The organism is Streptosporangium sandarakinum, from assembly GCF_050942225.1.
GTDB lineage: Bacteria > Actinomycetota > Actinomycetes > Streptosporangiales > Streptosporangiaceae > Streptosporangium > Streptosporangium nondiastaticum.
The window spans coordinates 7,814,657-7,835,800 of the sequence record NZ_CP192034.1 but is presented as its reverse complement, the minus strand read 5'-3'; the positions used below and the strand labels follow the sequence as shown (position 1 = coordinate 7,835,800).

At 70.0% G+C, this 21,144-nt stretch carries 22 protein-coding genes and 1 tRNA gene; 12 read left to right on the top strand and 11 right to left on the bottom strand.

Annotated elements, in window-relative coordinates; all coding sequences use genetic code 11:
- Nucleotides 1-19 precede the first annotated feature (19 nt).
- Nucleotides 20-1,126: a GNAT family N-acetyltransferase gene (locus ACQP10_RS35970; RefSeq protein ID WP_346018565.1), complete on the top strand. Its 1,107-nt coding sequence runs from the start codon at nucleotides 20-22 to the stop codon at nucleotides 1,124-1,126.
- Nucleotides 1,127-1,220: 94 nt separating this feature from the next.
- On the opposite strand, the gene ACQP10_RS35965 is transcribed toward ACQP10_RS35970, so the two are convergent.
- The gene (locus ACQP10_RS35965; RefSeq protein WP_346018566.1) at nucleotides 1,221-1,820 is read right to left on the bottom strand and encodes a TetR/AcrR family transcriptional regulator; all 600 of its coding nucleotides are present in this window, start codon (nucleotides 1,818-1,820) and stop codon (nucleotides 1,221-1,223) included.
- A 117-nt stretch (nucleotides 1,821-1,937) separates the two neighbouring features.
- Here ACQP10_RS35965 and ACQP10_RS35960 point away from each other — a divergent pair, with 117 nt between their 5' ends.
- Nucleotides 1,938-2,756, top strand: coding sequence for an SDR family NAD(P)-dependent oxidoreductase (locus tag ACQP10_RS35960; RefSeq protein ID WP_390002975.1), 819 nt, complete (start codon nucleotides 1,938-1,940; stop codon nucleotides 2,754-2,756).
- On the top strand, nucleotides 2,753-2,908 hold the full coding sequence (locus ACQP10_RS35955) for a hypothetical protein (protein ID WP_346018568.1): 156 nt from the start codon (nucleotides 2,753-2,755) through the stop codon (nucleotides 2,906-2,908). Before ACQP10_RS35960 ends, ACQP10_RS35955 begins: the two co-directional genes overlap by 4 nt.
- On the opposite strand, the gene ACQP10_RS35950 is transcribed toward ACQP10_RS35955, so the two are convergent.
- Nucleotides 2,899-3,465 carry a DUF6461 domain-containing protein gene (locus ACQP10_RS35950; protein ID WP_346018569.1) on the bottom strand — a complete coding sequence of 189 codons (567 nt, stop codon included), beginning with the start codon at nucleotides 3,463-3,465 and terminating at the stop codon, nucleotides 2,899-2,901. The genes ACQP10_RS35955 and ACQP10_RS35950 overlap by 10 nt on opposite strands.
- A gap of 38 nt (nucleotides 3,466-3,503) precedes the next feature.
- Between ACQP10_RS35950 and ACQP10_RS35945 the strand changes: the two genes are divergently transcribed.
- Complete coding sequence (locus ACQP10_RS35945; RefSeq protein WP_433540520.1) at nucleotides 3,504-3,818, top strand: hypothetical protein; 315 nt, start codon at nucleotides 3,504-3,506, stop codon at nucleotides 3,816-3,818.
- Here ACQP10_RS35945 and ACQP10_RS35940 read toward each other — a convergent pair.
- From ACQP10_RS35940 to ACQP10_RS35920, 5 genes are all read right to left on the bottom strand, one after another.
- Nucleotides 3,778-5,067 (bottom strand): sensor histidine kinase, encoded by a 1,290-nt coding sequence (locus tag ACQP10_RS35940; protein ID WP_346018570.1) that lies wholly within the window; start codon nucleotides 5,065-5,067, stop codon nucleotides 3,778-3,780. The genes ACQP10_RS35945 and ACQP10_RS35940 overlap by 41 nt on opposite strands.
- A gap of 23 nt (nucleotides 5,068-5,090) precedes the next feature.
- The gene (locus ACQP10_RS35935) at nucleotides 5,091-5,795 is read right to left on the bottom strand and encodes a response regulator (protein ID WP_433540519.1); all 705 of its coding nucleotides are present in this window, start codon (nucleotides 5,793-5,795) and stop codon (nucleotides 5,091-5,093) included.
- Complete coding sequence (locus tag ACQP10_RS35930; protein ID WP_346018572.1) at nucleotides 5,767-6,996, bottom strand: glycosyltransferase; 1,230 nt, start codon at nucleotides 6,994-6,996, stop codon at nucleotides 5,767-5,769. Before ACQP10_RS35930 ends, ACQP10_RS35935 begins: the two co-directional genes overlap by 29 nt.
- Nucleotides 6,997-7,867: 871 nt before the next feature.
- Entirely contained in the window at nucleotides 7,868-8,527 is a 660-nt protein-coding gene (locus tag ACQP10_RS35925; protein WP_433540518.1) for a DUF998 domain-containing protein, read from the bottom strand.
- Between the two features lie 175 nt (nucleotides 8,528-8,702).
- Complete coding sequence (locus ACQP10_RS35920; RefSeq protein ID WP_433540517.1) at nucleotides 8,703-10,199, bottom strand: FAD-dependent oxidoreductase; 1,497 nt, start codon at nucleotides 10,197-10,199, stop codon at nucleotides 8,703-8,705.
- Between the two features lie 502 nt (nucleotides 10,200-10,701).
- On the opposite strand from ACQP10_RS35920, the gene ACQP10_RS35915 reads away from it, so the two are divergent.
- The 5 genes from ACQP10_RS35915 (at nucleotide 10,702) to ACQP10_RS35895 (ending at nucleotide 14,787) form a co-directional block, all read left to right on the top strand.
- The gene (locus ACQP10_RS35915) at nucleotides 10,702-11,190 is read left to right on the top strand and encodes a MarR family winged helix-turn-helix transcriptional regulator (RefSeq protein ID WP_433540516.1); all 489 of its coding nucleotides are present in this window, start codon (nucleotides 10,702-10,704) and stop codon (nucleotides 11,188-11,190) included.
- Between the two features lie 349 nt (nucleotides 11,191-11,539).
- On the top strand, nucleotides 11,540-12,043 hold the full coding sequence (locus ACQP10_RS35910; protein ID WP_346018576.1) for a hypothetical protein: 504 nt from the start codon (nucleotides 11,540-11,542) through the stop codon (nucleotides 12,041-12,043).
- Nucleotides 12,044-12,541: 498 nt separating this feature from the next.
- Nucleotides 12,542-13,210, top strand: coding sequence for a site-specific integrase (locus tag ACQP10_RS35905; RefSeq protein ID WP_433540515.1), 669 nt, complete (start codon nucleotides 12,542-12,544; stop codon nucleotides 13,208-13,210).
- Nucleotides 13,211-13,759: 549 nt separating this feature from the next.
- Nucleotides 13,760-14,308, top strand: coding sequence for an HIT family protein (locus ACQP10_RS35900; protein ID WP_399501794.1), 549 nt, complete (start codon nucleotides 13,760-13,762; stop codon nucleotides 14,306-14,308).
- A gap of 206 nt (nucleotides 14,309-14,514) precedes the next feature.
- Entirely contained in the window at nucleotides 14,515-14,787 is a 273-nt protein-coding gene (locus ACQP10_RS35895) for a tyrosine-type recombinase/integrase (protein WP_433540514.1), read from the top strand.
- A gap of 90 nt (nucleotides 14,788-14,877) precedes the next feature.
- On the opposite strand, the gene ACQP10_RS35890 is transcribed toward ACQP10_RS35895, so the two are convergent.
- Nucleotides 14,878-14,950 (bottom strand) — tRNA-Lys (locus ACQP10_RS35890).
- 116 nt (nucleotides 14,951-15,066) lie between these two features.
- On the opposite strand from ACQP10_RS35890, the gene ACQP10_RS35885 reads away from it, so the two are divergent.
- Nucleotides 15,067-15,693: a 3'-5' exonuclease gene (locus tag ACQP10_RS35885; RefSeq protein ID WP_346018580.1), complete on the top strand. Its 627-nt coding sequence runs from the start codon at nucleotides 15,067-15,069 to the stop codon at nucleotides 15,691-15,693.
- Nucleotides 15,694-15,911: 218 nt separating this feature from the next.
- Here the strand turns inward: ACQP10_RS35885 and ACQP10_RS35880 are convergent, their stop codons facing one another.
- Nucleotides 15,912-17,069 (bottom strand): acyl-CoA dehydrogenase family protein, encoded by a 1,158-nt coding sequence (locus ACQP10_RS35880; protein WP_433540513.1) that lies wholly within the window; start codon nucleotides 17,067-17,069, stop codon nucleotides 15,912-15,914.
- Nucleotides 17,070-17,202: 133 nt separating this feature from the next.
- Between ACQP10_RS35880 and ACQP10_RS35875 the strand changes: the two genes are divergently transcribed.
- On the top strand, nucleotides 17,203-17,673 hold the full coding sequence (locus ACQP10_RS35875) for a PspC domain-containing protein (RefSeq protein ID WP_433540512.1): 471 nt from the start codon (nucleotides 17,203-17,205) through the stop codon (nucleotides 17,671-17,673).
- 1 nt (nucleotide 17,674) lies between these two features.
- Here ACQP10_RS35875 and ACQP10_RS35870 read toward each other — a convergent pair whose 3' ends face one another.
- Complete coding sequence (locus ACQP10_RS35870; protein ID WP_346018582.1) at nucleotides 17,675-18,970, bottom strand: MFS transporter; 1,296 nt, start codon at nucleotides 18,968-18,970, stop codon at nucleotides 17,675-17,677.
- A gap of 190 nt (nucleotides 18,971-19,160) precedes the next feature.
- Nucleotides 19,161-19,511: a metallopeptidase family protein gene (locus ACQP10_RS35865; protein WP_386150817.1), complete on the bottom strand. Its 351-nt coding sequence runs from the start codon at nucleotides 19,509-19,511 to the stop codon at nucleotides 19,161-19,163.
- A 32-nt stretch (nucleotides 19,512-19,543) separates the two neighbouring features.
- Between ACQP10_RS35865 and ACQP10_RS35860 the strand changes: the two genes are divergently transcribed.
- On the top strand, nucleotides 19,544-21,046 hold the full coding sequence (locus tag ACQP10_RS35860) for a metallophosphoesterase family protein (RefSeq protein ID WP_433540511.1): 1,503 nt from the start codon (nucleotides 19,544-19,546) through the stop codon (nucleotides 21,044-21,046).
- The last annotated feature ends 98 nt before the right edge of the window (nucleotides 21,047-21,144 follow it).

Here is a 21,144-nt window from a genome sequence, read left to right as displayed (position 1 = left end):
ACCAGCTATGTTCGTTTCCATGTCAACGAAACCTGTGCGGATCCTTGTCCTCGTGTGCAGCACCCGTCCCGGCGCTCTCGGCCCGGCGGTGGGCCGGTGGCTGATCGACGCGATCACGCCACGGGCCGCGGAACTGGGCGTGGATCTCCTGCCGGTGACCCTCGGCGACCTCGCACTGCCGTTCCTCGACGAGGAGGACGAGCCGGCCTCCGGCGTTTACCGGAACGAGCACACCAAGCGGTGGAGCGCGATGGTGGACGCGGCGGACGGCTTCATCGCGGTCACCCCCGAGTACAACTACGGCATGCCGGCGGCGTTCAAGAACGCCCTCGACTACCTGGGCCGGGAATGGGCATGGAAGCCGATGGGGTTCGTCAGCTACGGCAACACCTCGGCGGGCACCCGGTCGGTCCAGCACGCCAAGCAGGTGGTAACCACGCTGCGGCTGGTGCCGCTGGGTGCCACGGTCGCCCTGCGCATCGCCGACACGGTGGACGGCGGGCGGCTCCGCCCGGACGCCGGCCGTGACAAGACCGCTGTCGGGGTCCTGGACGAGCTCGTCCGCCTCGCCCACGCTCTGCGGCCGATGCGCGAGCGAACCCGCTCGGGTTCGGGGGCGGGACCGCTGCCGGGGTCGTACGTGAGAGCGCTGACCCCGGACGACGCCCCAGAGGTTCTGGTGCTCCAGCGTTGCTGCTGGATGGAGGAGGCGTTGGCCAACGACACCCTGGCCATCCCCGCCCTGGAGGAGTCGCTTGAGCAGGTGCGCGCATGGCTGGCCACCTGGCGGACCACGGGCCTGTGGCGGGACGGCCGGCTCCTGGGCATGGTGCGCACGCGCCGCGTGGAGGACGACTGGCACGTGGGCCGCCTCGGTGTCGTCCCCGACCTGCGCGGCCAGGGTGTGGGGAGCTGGCTGCTGCGCGAGGCCGAAGCCGCGGTCGAAGCCGGCTGCCACCGCATCGTGCTGTCCACCGGCGCCCGGAGCCGGCGCAACATCCGCCTTTACCGCGCCCAGGGTTACCGCACGGATTCGTCCGACGACGCGACGGCCTTCCTCACCAAGCCCGTGTCCGCGGACGGCGCCGCCGGGGTTCCCGGCGGAGAGCCGGCGGTGGCGGGATGACGGGACCGCTGCCTTCGGGCGAACCCTGACGGAGCCGCGCCCGACCACGTCGTCGCCGAGCCGACATGGAACGTCCGGCGCCGCGGCCCCCGGCTCAGGCGCGTGGGCCGGCGCCGTGCAGCAGGGTGTCGATGATGCGGGCGGCGAGGGCGTCCGGGTCGGCGCCGTCCGCGTCGCCGTGCAGGGACTCCCGGATGAGCGCGTAGTAGACCTGGCGCACCCAGTCGAGGTCGGCTGCTTCGTCGATGAGCTTGTCGGCCTGGGCCCGCTTCAGTACGGCGATGCAGCGGCGGGCGATGTCCCGCTGGAGGACGGCGGCCTCGCTGTCCGGGTCCGCCGGCAGCTCCAGAGCGAACGCCCAGGCGCTTTTGACCTGGAGCACGTTGGCTGTGATCCGGTGCATCGCCACCAGCGGCGGCGCGGTGTCCGGCCTGCCGTCCTCGACGGCCTGGGCGAGCTGGCGGGCCGCGGACGACGCCAGCGCCTCGATCAGCGCCTGTCGGCTGGCGAACCGCCGGTGAATCGTCGTGCGGGCCACTCCCGCGGCCGCGGCGATCTGCTCCATGGATGCACCGGGCTCTTCGACGAGCAGCCGCTCGGCCGCCTCCAGGATCGCACGCACGCTGCGCTCCGCGTCCGCCCGCAACGATCGTGCCGCCGTCTCACCCATCACGCCTCCCGCCAGACCGCTCATCCAGAGAGACAATACATGTCTGATGCGACATTGGCCTTATCTGAATCAACCCTGTTGCAGTTATCTGGATTACTGGTACCTTCTCCTCTCAGTTGATCTCGGCTGAAGGAGAAACCCGTGCACAGCACCGCCCTCATCACCGGAGCGTCGTCCGGCCTCGGCGCGGAGTTCGCCGCGCAGCTCGCCGCCCAGGGACACGATGTGATCCTGGTGGCGCGCTCCGGCGACCGGCTCGCCGCTCTCGCCGAGCGCCTGATCGCCGAGCACGGCGTGCGCGCCCATGTGCTGGTCCAGGACCTCGCCGAACCGGACGCGGCCCGCCGCGTCGCCGACCGGCTGGCCGCCCGCGGTCTGAGCGTCGACCTGCTGGTCAACAACGCCGGCTTCGGCACCTGTGGCCGCTTCGAGGAGATATCCGGGGCCCGCGACCACGACCAGCTGATGGTCAATGTCGTCGCACTCGTCGACCTCACCCATGAGCTGCTGCCCGGCATGCTGGAGCGCGGCCGCGGCTCGGTCGTCAACGTCGCTTCCAACGCCGCCTTCCAGCCTTCCCCGTACTTCGCCGTCTACGGTGCGGCCAAGGCGTTCGTGCTCAACTTCGGCCTCGCCCTGCGTCAGGAGTACCGCCGGCGTGGCATCCGCGTGCTCACCCTGTGCCCCGGCCCGGTCGAGACCGCCTTCTTCGACACCATCGGCACCCGCCGGGCGGCCGTCACCGGCTCCATGACCACCCCGGAGCCCGTCGTACGCGCCGCGCTGCGCGCGCTGGAGCGCGACCGCGGCTACGTCGCCCCCGGACTCGGCAACGCCCTGACGGCACATCTGACGCCCCGCCGCCCCAGGACCCTGGTCGCCGCCATCGCCGAACGCATCACCCGCAAGGTCCTGGCCGCCCCGGCCGCCACCTCGACGTTGCCGGAGCACGCCGCATGAGACCCCTGGCCGCCCCCGTCGGCGCGGCCTCGGCGATGCTGCTCGTCGGCACCTCGGCCGCGGTCCCCGCCACCATCGCCGACCACCCGGTCTTCACCGGACAGGCCCTGCGTATGTTCCGGATCCTCATGAGCCGAGGGCGTCAGCAGTAGGGATGGATGTGGTCGGTGGATCCGATCAGAGCCGGACGGGCGAAACGGGCGGAAGACAGGTGGACGCCCGTGGCGCGTTCGGCGAGGGCCAGAGCGCTGGAGACGGGATCGTCGGGGAAGCCGAGCCGGTCGCCGTCGATGTCCATGCCGAGGTCCTCGACATCCGCCTGGAGCCGGTCGGGGTCGGCCCCCTCCCGGAAACGGTAGGAGCACAGACTGAACGTGGTGATCAAGCGGCCGTCGACGGAACAGGTGAAGTCCCGGTTGTTGATGGTCGCCCGCACCACGGCCGCGGCTGTGCCCTCGGACAGCTCCATATCGTGGTCGTAGATGATGCCGGCCCAGCCGTATTCGATCAGAGCGGTTCCACCGTCGGCCGCATAGGCCGCGACGCCGAATCCGGATTCCCCCAGGGACCCCGGGATGACGCCGATGCGTTGCAGGGCGTGTTCGGGGGACAGGTCCCGGACGAAGCCGGCGAAGAGCCATATCTCTCCGAGGTCGTCGCTGAACTCCCGGCAGAGCCACTTGTAGGCTGCCGCCGTAGCGCTGCTCATTCTCATGCCTTCCCGCGAGAGCGATGGACGCGAAGATCATGGCAGCGAGGCCCGACAACCTCACTTGTTCGGTCCATGTGCCGTCAGCCTGGGAACGGGCCGGCTGCTACGCCGAGCGGTGGGTGCGCACCGTACGGGCCGAGTGCGCCGACCGCATGCTGATCCACGGTGAACGGCACCTGCGGTCGGTGCCGAGCCGCGTAGCCGCTCCGGAGAACGCCCGGCTCAAGCCCTGCGCGATGGATTTGAAGCGGTATACGGTCCACACCGGCGGCCCGCTGGGCCAGGTCGGCCGTTCCGAGGAGGTCGGGATCAGGCGGGCCGGCCCGGACGTAGTGGCAGGCGGACGATGAAGGTCGCCCCTAGGCCCAGGCCCCGCGAGGTGGCCGTGATGTTGCCGCCATGGGCGCGGACGATGCCGCGGGCGATGGTCAGGCCGATGCCGCTGCCACCCGCGGGGGCCGGGCGTTCCAGGTGCTGGACGCGTTCGAAACGGGTGAAGATCCGTGTGAGGTCGTGGGCGGCGATGCCGATGCCGGTGTCCTGGACGTGGATCTCGACCTGCGGCTCCGGGCCGCGGGTGGCGTTCACGCTCACCGCCACCCGGCCGCCGGGATCGCAGGCGGCCAGGGCGTTGCCCAGGAGGTTGACCAGCACCTGGGTGATGCGGCCCGCGTCGAGCAGAGCCATGACCGGTGGGCCCGGGATCGTGCCGAGCGTGATCCCGCCGTCGTCGAACTGGGGCCGCAGCCGTTCGGCGGTGCTCACCGCCAGCGCGGTCACGTCGGTGGGCGTGTGGTGCAGGACGAACGCGCCCTCCTCGACGCGGGAGAGGTTGGACAGGTCGTCCGCGAGGCGCCGCAGCCGGTTGAGGTCGTCGGCGAGGGAGGCGAACATGAGGTCGTCGGGGGCGAAGATGCCGTCGGCCATTCCCTCGATCTGACCGCTGAGGATGGTGAGGGGGGTGCGCATCTCGTGGGCGATCTCCGAGACGAGGCGGGCGCGGCGGCGCTCCATGTCGGCGAGCGCCGCCGCCAGCCGGTTGACGTCCTCGACCAGGGCGGCCAGTCCCGGCTCGCGGGGGACGTCGAGGACGTCGTCGTAGTGCCCTTCCGTGAGGCGGTGGGTCGCGGCGCTGACCTGGCGCAGCGGCCGCAGCAGGAACCGGGAGAACCCCAAGGACAACACGAGCGCCGTGACCAGGCCGACGGTCAGCGCGGGCCAGACCAGTTCGATGCCGACCTTCTCCTGGATGCCCCGGGCGAGCAGCTCGACCACCGCCGATTCGAGGCTGGAGAATCTCCTGCGGAGTTCGTCGTAGTCGTCGAAGCCGGCCAAGGCGTCGGCGGCGATGTTCACCGCCATGAGCGTCACGGCCAGCACCGCCACATGGGACAACGCCAGGCGGACGGTCAACGGCAGCGGCGGCGGCAATCGCCACAACGCCACGACCGGCTTCGCCGCGCGGGACGACACCCGGCGGACGAGCGGCGGCAGCCGCCACCACAGCGCCGTGACCGCCATCGCCGCGCGGGACCGCACCACGCGCACGGCCGACGCCGGCTCCCGTGCCGCGCCGCCGACCGGGATACGCGTCGCCACGGCCCGCCCGGCTCCCCGGCGGTTCATCCGGCGGGCCGGGCGAGGAAACGGTAGCCGATGGCCCGCACCGTGCCCACGAAGCGGGGCGCGTTCGCGTCGTCGCCGAGCGCGCGCCGCAGCGTGCGGATGTGGACGTCCACCACGCGTTCGTCGCCGAAGAAGTCGCGGCCCCATACGTGATCGATCAGCCCCCGGCGGGTGAACACCCGGCCCGGCGCGCGGGCCAGGACCATCAGCAGGTCGAAGTCGAGCGCGGACAACTCCACCGTACGGCCGGCCTCGGCGACGACGGTCCGCGCGTCGGGATCGATGGCCAGCCCCTCGAAACGCAGGGTGCGGTCCTCCGGCGCCGGGTCCGGGCCGTCCGCCCGGCGCAGGATGGCCCGCGCCCGCAGGGCGAGCTCCCGGGCACTGAACGGCTTGGTGACGTAGTCGTCACTGCCCGCCGTGAAGCCGATGACCCGGTCCACCTCCTCCGTTCGCGCCGTCAGCAGGATCACCGGCACCTGACTCGTGACACGGATCCGGCGCAGCACCTCGAACCCGTCGAGCCCGGGCAGCATCACGTCGAGCACCACCAGATCGGGTTGTTCGCGGGCGATCGAGGCGAGGCCCGACGGCCCGTCCGGGGCCTCCAGGACTTCGAAGCCGTCCGCCTCCAGATAGCCGCGTACCGTCATACGAATCTTGGGCTCGTCGTCAACGACCAGAATGCGCTGGGTGCTCATGCCTGCCCCCGTCCCGGGCGATCCGGAAGTGCCGGGGCGTCTCGGCCGCTTCCTGGTAGAGGGTCTCGAAGGTGTCCAGGGTGTCCGCGATGTCATGCCGGGCGACGGTCTCGCGGCTGGCGTCGCCCATGCGCGTCCGGGTCACGGGGTCGCCCAGCACCGAGCCGAGGGCCGCGGCCAGCGCCGGGACGTCGCCGGGCGGGAAGAGCAGTCCGTTGACTCCCGGGCGCACCAGGTGGGGCAGGGCCATGGCGTCGGCGGCGACGACGGGCTTTCCGGCGGCCATGGCCTCCATGGTGGCGAGGCTCTGCAGCTCAGCCGTACCGGGCATGCAGAACACGTCGCAGCGGGCGTAGGCGTCCAAGACCTCCTGGTCGTCGATGAGGCCGTGGAAGACGACGCTGTCGGCGACGCCGAGCGCGCGGGCGAGATCCTCCAGTTCGCCGCGGCGGGAGCCGTCGCCCACGATCTCGGCCGTGACCGGAAGCCGCTCGGGTAGCAGCGGCAGGGCGCGCAGGAGGACGTCCACGTTCTTCTCCGCGTCCAACCGGCCCACGAACAGCACGCGCGGTCCGTCGTCCGCTCTCCTCGCCGGAGACTGCGCGAAGCGGCGCAGATCCAGCCCGCAGGACACCGGAAGGACCGTACCGTCCAGGCCCTGCTCGCACAGCAGTCGTACGGCGCGGGGGGTGGGCGCGGTGACGATCCGGGCGCGGCGGAGGACCCGGAGGCAGTCACGCCAGGCCAGCCGGCCGATCGCGGTGGCGAGCCGGCCGGGCAGCGGGGCGTAGCCGATGAGGTTCTCCGGCATGAAGTGGTTGGTCGCCAGCACTGGCACGCCCGTGCGTCGCGCGATGGCGGTCAGCGTCCTGCCTACGCCGAAATGGGACTGTACGTGAACCACGTCGGGTGCGATGCGGTCCAGCAACCGGGCGGCCGCTCCGCGGATCCGCCAGGGCACGCAGACGCGGAAGGTGGGATGGAACGGGGTGCCGTAAGAGGCGAGGCGGTGGACCGTCGGACCGCCGCGCACGACGCGCTCGGATACGGCGTCCTGGGCGGCGGGGCAGATGACGTGGACGTCGTGACCACGCTCGGCGAGCCCGACGGCCAGGCGGTGCGCGAAGTTCGCCGCGCCGTTGACGTCGGGAGGATAGGTGTCCGCGCCGATGACGATGCGCTGGGTGTGGCCGCCGGGCATGTGATGCTCCTGTCGTGAAAGGCGCCGCAGGAAGGAGGTTCTTGGGTGGAGTCGGGGCCGGTGGGGATGTCGCGGGAGAGGCGGACGACCCCGCCGATCGCAAGGGCGGCGAAGACCAGTCCCAGACCGGCGATCGGCCAGGTCAGGCCGGGTGCCTCACCGAGTACGCCGATGCCGATGGAGAGGGCGACCAGCGGGTCCGTGACGGTGAGGTTCGCCACCGTGCCCTCGGGCGGCCCGTCGGCGTGGGCGCGCTGCACGAGCCAGAAGCCCGCGAGGACCGCCGCCGCGAGACCGATGAGGATGCCGAGCAGTTCCATGTCGGCGCCGTGCGCCGCGTACCGCTCCGTGGCGGCCCGCACGAGCGTGGAGGTGCAGCCGTAGGCGGCGCCCCCGCCCATGCCCAGTACCAGGAACCTCGCCCGGCCGTTGAGCAGGCGGGTGGCGAGCCGGCAGCCGGCCACCACGGCGGAGACCGCCGCACCGACCGTGAGCAGCGCTCCCGTGGTGATCGGGACGGGCACGGTGTTCAGCGCGGCGAGCACCGCGAACGCCACCGTCCCGACGAGGATCGCCGCCAGCGCCCACCCGGTACTCCGGCGCAGCCGGTCTCTGCGCGCCCGCAGCCCCAGCAGCACGCCCACCACGATCCCGATCACGCCCGCCGGTTCGACCACGGTCACCGGGGCCAGCCGCAGCGCGATGACCTGGAACACCGCCCCGGTCGCCAGCAGCGCCAGACCGGCCAGCCAGCGGGGCCGCCGCGCCGCCGCCACCAGGGACGGCGCGTCCCCCGAGGCACTGTGCTGCAGCCAGGTCCCGGCCGTGAAGAAGCACGCGTTCAGCAGCGCCAGGCCGATGGCGAGCCAGGTCACCGTTCCTCCCGGCTCGCCTGCACCGCCTCGGCCAGTTGGAACAGCAGGCTCAGCTCCAGGGTCAGGGCCGCCCGCTCGGCCAGGCCCAGCCAGCCGCCGATCGCCCGCACGGCCGGGGTGGGCCGGGCGGCCGTGGCGGACACGTGCGCGGCCAGGAAGGCGAGGCCGCCGGCGGCGCTCGCCCAGGAGATGCGGCGCAGGGGCCGCGCCTTCCTCTCCCAGCCGGGCACGCCCTGCAGCCGCTGGGCGATCAGGAGCCCGACGGCCGGGAGTGTCGCGATCGCGCCGCCCGCCGCGTATCGGTGCGTCAGCCCGCGGGCCGTGGGGACGCCGCCCTGCGGATCGGTCCGGAAGATCCCGGTGAGCGCCATGCCGCCGCACCACACGCCCAGCAGCGCGGTCGCCGGCGCTCCGATCGGCAGCCGGGACCGCACGAGTCCGGCGAGCAGCGCCGCCGAACCCGCCGAGAGGCTGGCCACGGTTCCGGCGAAGACCGCGGCAGCGTTCTTGCTCAGCGCGTAGTCGCTGACCGTGTGCCGCACGGTGTCCACCTGCTTCGCCCATCCGATGTGCAGGGCGGTGGCGCCGACCAGCGACCCGGCCAGCCCGGCATGGGCCGCGACCACGAGTTTTCGCGTGAGGTGAGAGCTGTCCATGACCGGTAGGAAACCGGTGTGCCGTGTGGCCCGTACGAGCGAGATCGTGAAGCTTCCGTGAAGCACTCGGGTCGTTCCGGCGCCGGGATCCGCGACCACCGCTCGGTGTCCGCGCCGCCCGAACCGGCGATCCCGCCGTCCGGGCGCGGACCTGTCGTGCTCGGGTGGAGACGCGTCACCGCACGGGACGGACACCGACGCCGTCGAGGTAGGCCTCGATCGCGCCGAGTTCGGCGGTGCCGACCACGGCCGCGACGTATCCGTCCGGCCGGATGAGCGCCCACTCCTCGGGTGACAGCCCGTACGCGCTCTGGACGTGGCCTCCGGTGTCGAGGATGTCGCCGCCGATGACGTGGATGCGCAGGCCTCTGCGCGGCTCCGGGACCGGGGCGTCGCCGGGCTCGTAGCCGAGCAGGGTCCAGTGCGGGCCCTGGAACAGGCTGAACAACCGCGTGGCGAGCCCGCCCGCGCCGGTGACGGGAGCGTCGGGTGCGCGGTCGCCGGACGCCACGCCCTTGTAGGGCTCCAGGCCGGTCAGCGACAGGGACGAGTCCGGGTAGCCGACATCGAGCTGGGTCACCTCGCGGCCCCGGCGCATGTCGCGGTTCTTGGCCTCTTCGAGCAGCTTCTTGGACAGGCCGAGGACCGCCTCGGCGACCGGTCGGCGCTCCTCCTCGTAGGTCGCCAGCAGCGACTCCGGCGCGCCGTCGAGCACGGCGGCGAGCTTCCAGCCAAGGTTGTAGGCGTCCTGGATACTCGTGTTCAGGCCCTGCCCGCCGGTCGGCGGATGGCAGTGCGCGGCGTCCCCGGCCAGGAGCACGCGCCCACGCCGGTAGGCGTCGGCCAGCCGGGCCTGCATCGTGAACACCGATGCCCAGGACACCTCGCGGATCACGATGTCGTCTTGGCCGCCGCGCTCATGGAGCAGGGCGGTGAGCCCTTCGGCCGAGAGGTCGACGTCCACGCCGAGGGGGACCGGGGCCATGTACTGGAACATGTCGGTGCCGTGGAGCGGGCACAGCGAGACGCTCCGCTCGGGCTTCTCGTTGCCCCAGCGGTGCCAGACGCGCGACGAGGCGCCGTCGACCCGCACATCGGCCACGAGCGCCCGCACGTCGAGGGACTTCCCGCGGAACTCGATGCCGAGGGCCTTGCGAACGAAGCTCGATCCGCCGTCGGCGCCGACCAGGTAGGCGGCTCGCACGGTCCGCTCCCCGTCGGGGGCGGCGATCCGCGCGGTCACGCCGTCGGCGTCCTGGTCGAAGCCGACGAGTTCGCAACCGTACTCCGGGGCGTGGCCGAGTTCGGTCAGCCGCTCCCGCAGCCGGCGCTCGGTGAGGAACTGCGGAACGAGCAGCGGGATCTGGTACGGCTCGGCATGCGTCGGCTCCGGCAGGATCCCGGCGTGCTTGTCGACCGGTCCGTCGTGGGTGTACGTGCGCATGGGAGGGTACTCACCTCCCGAGGCGACGATCCGGTCGACCACGCCGAGGTCCTCGAACACCTCCTCGGTGCGCGGCTGGATGCCCTTGCCGCGTGAGCCGATGAACGGGTGCGGCGCCTTGTCGATCAACCGGAACGCGACGTTCCTGCGGGCGAGATCGATGGCGAGGGTCAATCCCGCCGGGCCGGAGCCACAGATGATCACATCAAGGTCTTCGTTGCGTGTCACGGTTCACATCTCCGTCGGTGGCGGTCGGCCGGGCAGCCCATCCCGCCCGGTTCGACTTTATGTGTATTTAGCACGGAGTATGTTCCGCAGTCGAAGCGGTCGTCAAGCCCTCCTCCATGGCCGGCACATCACCCCGACGGCTTCCCGACTATCGAGAAAAGCGGCTTGAACTGGTCTTTCACAGCCATCAGCACATAGAGGAAATTCTGATCCAGGTGTCGCGACCGCACCGTCCCAGTGGTGGAAAATTATGTGTATCATGAGCACATCTACACGGGGGTGATCGTCGTGACCATCCGTTCCCACGCCGGGCGTGAGGTGACCGATCACCCATCGCGGGAACGGCACGGCCCCCGCCACGCCTCGCCACCCGCATCCGCGTCCTCGCCATGCGAAGGCGGCGTCTCCGCCGGGCACCGCCGGCCTGCCGGAGGCTGCCGGTATTCTCGCCTTGGCATCTCCCCGTCCGTCCGCAAGGGCACGTAAGGCATCGGTGGCGAGCATGGCTTCCCAACACCGCCGGCACATCGCGTTCCGGCGCCTGCATGAATCGCTCGTCGACCTGATCGCGCTCATGAACCTGCCGCAACGCGACGAGGACCTCATGGCCGAAGCAGGCATCGATCTCGACCGCGCGTTGTTCAAACTGATCGTCGGAATCCGGCGGTTCGGGCCGATCGGCGTGGTCGAACTCGCCGAACGGGCAGGACGCGACCACACCACCGTCAGCCGGCAGGTGGCAAAACTCGCCGAGCTCGGCTTGATCGAGCGGCGTCCGAACCCGGCGGACCGACGGGTCAAGGAAGCCGCGATCACCAGTGCGGGCCGTCGCATCACGGACGCGCTCGAGGCGGCCCGGCAGAGGCTCCTCGACTCCGCGTTCGCCGAATGGAGCGACCGGGACCTCGTTCAGTTCGAGCAACTGATGCGCAGGTGCGTCGACGACATGCTCGCCATGTCCGCGGCCGACAGGGAAGAGGGCGGCCAGTAGTGCCGCTCAGCGCTGAACGGCATCACCTGACAGGCCTCTGATCAGCCCTGATCAGCATGGCGTGGTCGGGTGGGCGCCGTCGGCGCCAGCGCGTTCGCTCCCGAACGGCGGTTCGGTGCCGACACGCGGGTGAGATTCGCTCCCGAGGGCCGTGCTCTCCTCGCCGCCCCGCTGACGTCGCCGCCCCGCGAGGCCCTGCGTCGGCTGCGGCTCCTCGTTCGCCCGGACACCGTCTTACGCCGGCACCGTGATCTGATGAGACGGCGTCATACCCGTGCCTGCCGGCCGAAAGGGAGGGGGCTGATGGCGCGCTCTATACAAGACGCTATCGCTCCTGGATCATTTGCGTATGAACTGGGAGGCGCTCAGTACAACTGTTCTGCCCCTGCTCGGCGTGCTATTGGGGACAGGTGGAACTCTCCTGGGCCAGCACCTGGCCACGCGTGTTGACAGGAGGCGCTTGGAACATGACCAGCTTGTCGCTATGCGCACTGAGCGGAAGGCCGCAATCCTTTCTTTTCTCGATGCGGCCCAGCGAATCGAGATGATCCTGGACAGACGCGCTGAATCTAAGGATTCGCCAAGTGAAGTGGACGCGCAGGAGGGTCTTCATCAGTTATGGCTGGCCAAGAAAAGCGTTGAGCTCGTCTGTTCCCCTGAATTGGCACAGAGTGTGCATGACTACACGTACGCACTGCACATTGGCCTGAGAAAGCCTGACCTCATTACTGATCCAAGCGTGAAGCGGCAGGCTAGATATCTCATGATGGAATCCGCGAGGCGAGATCTCGGAGTTGCTGGACGCCCTCTTCGGCGTGAAATCCCTCCGGTCCCGGGGTCCGGCGGCGACTGAACCCACAGAGCGTCTGAGAGTGCCCACTTGGGCTGTTGCATCTAAATCGGGAGCGTCTTTCCTTATCTGCGAATCCTCATGATCCGCTCCTGCTCGCCCTGGGGGCGAGCGCGCAATACGCTCAGCCAACCTGAGCAAACAGACGTGGTCGGTCTGCCTGGAGTCAAATGGAACGATGGTGAGCCGCACCCTATGCTGCGGTCCGATCACACTTAATCACCGGGCGTTTGATCGCGAAAGCCCTTTGCGATCGAGGGTCTGAAGGCGCAAGTCAGGGCATCACGCAGCCGTGAGACATCTCTTGATTCAGAAATATATTCCCATGGAACGTAGGGGTGGTCCTCAAGGAGCAACGGGATGCCGCGTCAGCAGAGTTCGATGCGGAGTCGGCGTAAGTGAAAGAAGGAAAGCGCCGGATCAGATTTTACGGCCGCCACCGTCAAGCGGATTCACGAACTGATCCGGAACGCGCTGGCCGATGCCCGGCGGGAGGAGCCGGTGCACCGGAACGTCGCCAAGCTCGTCAAGCCTCCGGCCGTGCGCCGGGAAGAGGCGCGGGTCCTCACGATCGAGGAGGCCGAACGACTGCTCGACGTGATCAGAGACGACCGGCTGGAAGCCTTCTGGATCTGCGCGCTGACGCTCGGCCTGCGGCGCGGCGAACTCCTCGGGCTCCTCTGGGATGACATCGACTTCGCCGGCGGGCTGCTCGCCGTACGGCAGACGCTCCAACGGGCGGACGGCTCCCTTCGGTTCGTCGATCCCAAGACGGACCGGTCCCGCCGGGTCGTCCCCGTGCCGGAACCGACCTTGGCGGCGCTCCGTAGGCACAGGCGGGCTCAGGCGGCCGAACAGCTCACCGCGGGCAAGCGGTGGCAGAACCTCGGGCTCGTCTTCCCGTCCACGATCGGAACCCCCATCGAACCGGGCAACCTCAGCACCCGGTGGCGGGCCACCCGGAAGAGGGCGGGGCTCGACCGGTTGAGGCTTCACGACCTGCGCCACGCCTGCGCCTCGTTCCTGCTCGCCTCCGGCGCCTCACCGCGGACCGTGATGAAGACGCGCGGTCACAGCCAGATCGGGCTGACCATGAACACCTACACGCACGTGCTCCCGGACATCGAACGCGCGGCCGTCGACGCGGTCGCCAAGAAGCTGTTCGGATGACCACGACACGCATGAGAGCCGGCCTCCTGGCGAGGACCGGCCCTTCGGCTGTGGAAGGTGGCTGCACACCGTCTTCCCAGGAAGGTCGGAAACCACCGCTTCCGCTGGCAGGGCGCCTGGGACTCGAACCCAGAAACTACGGATTAAAAGATCGATCTCGTGTGGTCCCGAGCGGTTCAATGCAGTTCAGAGGGTGTAGGCGGCCCACCGTGAACCGCCCTGAACGGCCCTGAACTGCAACGGGAATTGCGACTGAACCTGGGCTTCTTCGTGTCGGGAGGGTGGTGGAGCCTAGGAGATTCGAGCTCCTGGCATCCTGCTTGCAAAGACGCATGTCGATCATGCTCCACCTGCGAAGACGCAGCTCACGGCACTGATCGCATTCCCCGTGACTCCCCGCTGTTCCCCCTCGTCTCCCACCCCATCGGGCACGCGACGGGCACGGCAGCGTGAGCCGACCTCTTACTTATCAGCTCGATCCCCCTGCCCGTGACAGGGCTTCCGGCGGGCTCGGCGAGGCTCCAACGGCTAGAGGTGCGTTACGCGCACATGCCGGATCTTGTTCAAGCCAAAAGCATTCGCTGTGGGATGCCGCTCGCTGTCACTATGTTGACCATGGGAGATCTTGGCGGATCGGACTGCGTATTCTGCGCGATTCTTCGCGGCGAGGCTGAAGCGAGCGTTCCCTACGCGGACGACCGCGTGATGGTAATCATGGACATAGGAGCCGTCACCCCTGGTCACCTCCTTGTCATTCCACGCGTTCATGCCGTGGGACTGGAGGACCTTGATGAGGAGACGAGTGCGCATGTATGGACGATCGGCCATCGGATGGGCCGGGCTTTACGGCGCTCTGGTTTGCGATGTGAGGGCGTGAACGTTTTCCTGGCGGACGGGAAGGCAGCGTTTCAGGAGGTCTTCCACTTTCACCTGCATGTGTTCCCTCGCTTCGAGGGAGACAGCTTCCGGATAGACGCCAATTGGGGCACAAGGGCGCGGAGCCTGCTCGATCAGGAATCGAAGGCGGTCCGGTCCGGCTTGGCAGAGCTGGGATTTCCCGCCACAGACACGGACATCAATCGTGATGTGCCTTCCTGACATCAGCACTCTGATCAGCGGTTACCACCGCATCCCGTTGGACTGGGGCTGAGGAACGAAGTCCCATGCCTCCGATCGCCCCCGACCTCGTGTGATGGCCGACCACAGCATGGCGATCGTCGTGCTGCATCTGTACGGCGGCGGTGCGGCCCCGGTACGGCGGCCGATGGTCGGGTACGGCGCGCGGGCGGTGCGGTGGGCGGCCCGTGGTCCTGCCGCCGGCCGAGACCGGCGCCCACGCCGCACGCTCGGGCGGCGTCCGTGCGGCGGCGCGCCGCGCCGCCGCCTTGCCCTTCGTCAAGCCGAAGGGCAAGGGCAAAGCGGCGACGCTCCTTCTGGCGCAGGGCGTTGACATCCGAGTGGTTCAGGCCGTCCTCGGTCACTCCCAACTGACCACGACCAAGCGCTACACCCACATCACGGAGACCTTGGCGAGCGAGGCGGCGGCCCGGATGGGTCGAGCGCTGTGGGACTCCTGACGCAACGGAACGGCGGCGACTGCAACGGGAAATGCGACCGGGCGGGCTCCCCGGTCATGACGATCGGGAAGTCCGCCCAGTTCAGTGAGGTAGGGCGCCTGGGACTCGAACCCAGAACCTACGGATTAAAAGTCCGCAGCTCTAACCATTGAGCTAACGCCCCGCTGGAGACAGCGTACCGAGGATAGTGTCCACTATCGTCCGTCGCCAGGCCCGTCGGGCCTCCCGGTTCGCCGAACGCCGCGTGACGACGGTCGCCCGCCCCATAGGCTGGCGTTCATGACAAGTTGGGGGTTGGAGTCGCTTCCGGGGCACCGGGTGTCCGCTCGGCAGGGATATGTCGTGGTCGACGTGGAGACCACCGGGTTCTCTCCGGCGAGGGGCGACCGCATCTGCGAGATCGCGCTCGTCTCCCTGGACACCGGCGGCGAGATCGTCGACGAGTGGCACTCGCTGATCAACCCCCTGCGGGACACCGGGCCCGCGCACGTCCACGGCATCACCAAGCAGATGGTCGCCGGCGCCCCGGTGATCGAGGAGGTGCTGGACGAGGTGTGGTCGCGGATCGCCGGGCGCGTCCTGGTGGCCCACAACGCCTCGTTCGACCTGCGTTTCCTGCGGGACCTGCCCGGGAGCCAGTGGCTGACCGAGACCCTGTGCACCCAGAAGCTCGCCCCCGAGTTCATCCCGCACGGCAAGTGGACGCTGTCGGCCTGCTGCGAGCGGGCGGGCATCCCGCTCTCCGACGCCCACCACGCGCTGGTCGACGCCCGCGCCGCCGCCGAGCTGCTCCGCTTCTACCTGCGCCGAGGGGTCTCCTGGGCGGAGAAGCTGGAGTCGGCGGCGACCCGGGCACCCGAGTGGCATCCGCTGGGCCTGCCGCAGCGCCGGGCGCTCCAGCGGTAGCGCCGGCGGGTCCCTACGGCCGGGCGACCTTTACGGCCAGGCGGTCTCTACGGCCGGGCGACCTCTACGGCCAGGCGGTCTCTACGACCGGGCCGGTGGAAGCCGCCGGGCCAGGTGAGAAGCCCGGACGCCCGGACACCTGAGCGCCCGGACGCCTGAACGGCCGGGCGGACGGAGGCGTCCACCCGGTGCCCGTCTCCGGCGCGGACCCGGCCGGCTCAGTGGAAGGCGTCCAGCCCGGTGAGCGCCCGGCCCAGGGTGAGCAGGTGCACCTCCTCGGTGCCCTCGTAGGTCAGCACGGTCTCCAGGTTGTTCATGTGCCGGATCACCGGATACTCCAGCGTGATGCCGTTGCCGCCGAGGATCGAGCGGGCCTCGCGGGCGATGTCGAGGGCGGCGCGGACGTTGGCGAGCTTGCCGAAGCTGACCTGCTGCGGGGTGATGGCGCCCGCGTCCTTCAGCCGCCCCAGGTGCAGGGCGGTGAGCTGGGCCTGCCCCAGGCCGACGTACATCCAGCCGAGCTTGCGCTGGGTGAGCTGGAAGGCCCCGATGGGGCGGTCGAACTGCACCCGGCTGGTGGCGTAGTCGAGGGCCGTCTCCAGGCAGGCCCGGGCGGCGCCCACCACGCCCCACAGGATGCCGTACCGCGCCTCCGACAGGCACGACAGCGGGCCCTTCAGGCCCCGCACATCCGGCAGTACGGCGGAGGCGGGCAGGCGGACGTCGTCGAAGTACAGCGATGAGGTCACCGAGGCGCGCAGGGACATCTTCCGGTGGATCTCCGGGGCGGAGAAGCCGGGCGTGCCGGTGGGGACCACGAAGCCGCGGATGCCGTCCTCGGTCTGGGCCCAGACCACCGCGACGTCCGCGATGGAGCCGTTGGTGATCCACATCTTGGAGCCGTTGAGGATCCAGTCGCCGGAGGGGTCCTGCTTGGCGTGGGTGCGCATGCCGCCCGGGTCGGAGCCGTGGTCCGGCTCGGTCAGGCCGAAGCAGCCGATCGCCTCGCCGGCCGCCATCCGGGGCAGCCACTCCTCCTTCTGCTCCGCCGAGCCGTACTTCCAGATGGGGAACATGGCGAGTGAGCCCTGCACGGAGACGAACGACCGCAGGCCCGAGTCGCCGGCCTCCAGTTCGCGGCAGGCGATGCCGTAGGAGACGGCGTCCATGCCGGCGCAGCCGTAGCCGTCCAGGTGCATCCCGAGGAGGCCGAGGGAGCCGAGCGCCGGGCCGAGCTCGCGCGCCGGGAAGACGCCCTCCTCGAACCAGTCGCCGACGTGGGGCAGTACCCGCTCGGCCACGAACCGCCGTACCGTGTCGCGGATCAGGCGCTGTTCCTCGGAGAACGTGTCGTCGATGCGCAGCAGGTCGTCCATGGACTGTTCCCTTCTCCCTGGGGCACCCTGGGCCCGGTGTCAGGGTAATCCGGATGCCGCCGGATGGAAGGTCAGGGTCGTGCCAGGGCGAATCCCGATGGGATCGGGGCTCCTCGCGGGGCAGTCTGAAGACATGGAAGAAAACGACTTCTCGGGTGTCAAGCGGCTCTACAGGACCAGGGACGGCCGCATCGTCGCGGGTGTGGCGTCCGGCATCGGACGGTACGTCGGGATCGACGCGAACGTCGTCCGCGTGATCATCGCCGGTACCACGTTCTTCGGCGGCCTTGGGGCCGGCATCTACCTCGTCGGATGGCTGCTCATGCCCTCGGAGACCACCGGCACGTCGGTCCTGGAGCGCCTGATCGACAAGCACAAGGACGACCCGGTCTGGCAGGACGCCAAGGTCAAGGCCAGGGAGGGCTGGGCCAAGGCCGAGCACTGGGCCAGGACCACCGGCCAGAACCGCCCCCAGGGCCACCCGGGTCAGGGCCACCCCGGCTACGCCGACCCCACCCCCTACTACTCCGGCCCGGCCGCTCCGCAGGACGCCTACGCCACGCCGACCACCCCGCCGCGGCGGGATGACGAGCCGCGGGCGTGACTCAGGCGGCCGCCTCGGCGCGGACCCTCTCGATGATCTCCTTGCGGGATCCCGACCACAGTACGGCCAGCGCGGCGGCGACGACGAGCCCCGCCGCGCCGGCCAGCCCCACCACGGCCTCCGGGCCGAGTTCGGCGGCGGCGGCGCCGCCGATGAGGATGCCGATCCCCTGGACGGCGAGCAGGCCCGACTGCACGAGCCCGAAGGCCATGGCCCGGCGCTCGGCGGGCACGCACTGCACGAACGCGGCGTTCGCCGCGAGCTGGTAGGCGCCGCCCACGCCGGAGGCGAACCACAGGGCCAGCACCGCGGCGAGCGGTGGCCGTGCCGCGCACAGGATCAACGGCGCGCAGGTCAGCATCGCCATCCACCCCATGGACCGCAGACGCCGGGACGGGGTGACGTACCGGCTGAAGAAGAACGCGCCGACGACCGTACCGGTCGGCATCGACCCCATCAGCAGGCCCGCGACGAAGGAGATCCGCTCCGGATCGGCGGTCAGCGTGGCGGCGTACGGCGTCGCGATCCCCTCGGGCAGCACGTAGAAGCCGCACAGCCAGGCGAAGAGGACCAGCGTCCGCAGCCGCGGATCGCCGAAGACCAGTCGCGCTCCGGCTCGGGTCGTCGTCCACATGGAGGGGCGGCCGGTCTCGCCGTTCCCGGGCAGGGGGCGCCGGCGTACCCCGGAGGCGAGGATGAGCGCCGAGGCGAGGTAGGTGGCGGCGTCCAGGGCCAGCGCGCGGTACGGGCCCATCCCCATGATCAGCGCTCCGCCGAGCGCGAACCCCAGCATCTGGGCGCCCTGGTTGGTCATGTTCTGCAGGGCGGACCCCATGACGTAGCGGTCGCCGGCGAGAAGCTCGGGCAGCAGCGCGGCTCGCGCGGCGGAGAACGGGGCGCTGAGCAGCACCACGCAGAAGACCAGCCCGCACAGCGCCGGGAACGGCGTGCCGGGGACGGCCATGAGCGCCACCATGACGGCCCGGAGCAGGTCACAGATGATCATCACCCGCCGCCGGGCGTAGCGGTCGGCCAGCCCCGCGAGGAGGGGACCGCCGATGATCGGCGGGAGGTAGGTCAGCGCGTAGACCGACGCGGTGGCCAGCGCCGACTCCGTACCCTGGAAGACCAGCACGGACAGCGCCACCCGGGAGAGCTGGTCGCCCAGGAGCGAAAGACCCTGGCCGAGCCAGAGGGCGCGGAACTCGCCGATGGCGATGACCTCGCCGTACGTTGCCCGGCGCTCGGCCGGACGGCGGTGCCGCCCGGGCAGCCGGCCGGGCGTGGTGGCCGCCATAGGACTCCGGTGGGCTCGCAGGCGCATTGACTGTGGGTGTTCAGTGTGTAACCTACGGTGCCTGTTCGAGCGCCCTGGCGCAACTGAAAGCGTCCAACCGCGCGCAAGCCGTAATCAGAAACCGGGGAAAAGCCGCCGTCTTCCGTGGGGTTCGGGGATGATGGGCGTGGTCACCGACCGTCGCCGGCGGTCACCAGCCGAGTTCGTGGAGCCGGTCATCGTCGATGCCGAAATGGTGGGCGATCTCGTGAACCACGGTGATCCGCACCTCTTCCACCACTTCACTCTCAGATGTGCACATTGTGCAGATGGGGTGGCGGTAGATCTCTATCCGGTCGGGTAACACTCCGGCATACCAGTCGCCGCGTTCGGTAAGGGGGATGCCCGTGTAGAGACCCAGCAGACCGGGCTCGGGAGGATCGTCCACGACCACCACGACCACGTTGTCCATGACCCTGGTCAGCTCGGGAGGGATCGTGTCCAGTGCCTCGGCCACGAGCTCTTCGAACTTCTCTCTCGAGACCTCGATCACAACAGCCATTGTGCCCGCGTTTCCGGGTGTGAGGGAGCCGCATGGGTTTCATGAGCCGGACAAGAAGTCTCGTCCCCTCCGTCAGGGGGCCGTTCGCACGCGGGGTGGCGATCGTCGTGATCGCGATCGCCGGCGCCTGGCTGGGCATCTCGCTCGGCGGTCCGGTGCGTACCAGCGTCGGCCCGGTCGACATCGGCATGTCGGCGGCGCCGTCGTGGTCCGGGGAGACCGTCGTGGACGTCCACCCGCTGGGCACCCTCACCTTCGACACGCACGACGCCCCGGTCGCTCTGCGCGTCACCCTGGACAACATCAACCCCGCCCGCGCCGGCGCGCTGCTGGAGGACCCGCGGCTGTCCAGCCAGCTCCCCACCCTCCTGGAGAAGGAACTGCGCGAGGGGGTGAAGACGCTCGCGCTGCGCGCACTGCTGTGCGGCCTCCTCGGCGCGCTGCTCGTCTCCCTGATCGTCTTCCGCCGGCCGGGGGCGGCCCTGGCCGGACTGCTGAGCGTCGTCGTCGCGATGGCCGCCACCGGGGCCGGCGCCGCCCTGACCTTCCGGCCGAACTCGGTGGTGGAGCCCAAGTACACCGGCCTCCTCGCCGGCGCGCCGTCCCTGGTCGGCAGCGCCGAGTCGATCGTGACGAGGTTCGAGTCCTACCGGTCCCAGCTCGCCAAGCTGGTCAACAACGTCTCCCAGCTCTACGACACGGTCTCCTCCCTGCCGATCTACGACTCCGACCCCACCTCGATCCGGGTCCTGCACGTCTCCGACATCCACCTCAACCCGGTCGCGTGGAACCTCATCCGCTCGGTCATCGGCCAGTTCAAGATCGACGCGATCGTGGACACCGGGGACCTGACCGACCACGGCACCTCCCCTGAGGACAAGTTCGTCGAGGAGATCCCGACCTTCGGCGTGCCGTACGTCTTCGTCCGGGGCAACCACGATTCCAAGGCCACCCAGCGGGCCGTGGCCAAGCAGAAGCACGCCGTCGTCCTCGACGACACGGTCAAGGAGGTCGCGGGACTGCGCATCTACGGCGTCGGCGACCCCCGGTTCACCCCCGACAAGTCGGTGGAGGTCGACTCCGCCCCGGAGACCCTGACGGCCCTGGGGCACGCCTACGCCACCCGGCTGGGTCAGGCGTTCAAGCAGCCGGTCGACCTGGTGGCGGTGCACGACCCCACGATCGCCCGGGCCTTCTCCGGCGCCGTGCCGATGGTCCTCACCGGGCACGCCCACGAGCGGTCCACCGAGCTGCTGCCGTCCGGCACCCGCGTCCTCGTCCAGGGCTCCACCGGAGGGGCCGGCCTGCGCGCCCTGGAACACGACGAGCCCACGCCGGTCGCGGCCTCCGTGCTGTATTTCGACCGCAAGACCCACAGGCTCCGGGCCTGGGACGACATCACCCTGGGCGGGCTGGGTGAGCAGTCGGTACAGATCGAACGTCACGTCGAGACCGACCCGGGCCGTACAATTTCTCCTGGGCCGGCGGTCACCCCCTCTCCGACGGGGGAGGCCGCCGACACCAAGGCTCCGTAAGTCCGTGGGCCGCCGGAACGCCGCTTTGGCATCGAGGGCAAAAGTCCCCTATGCTTCAGAGGTCTCCAGCGGAAGACGGCACGGAACGGGATGAGAGT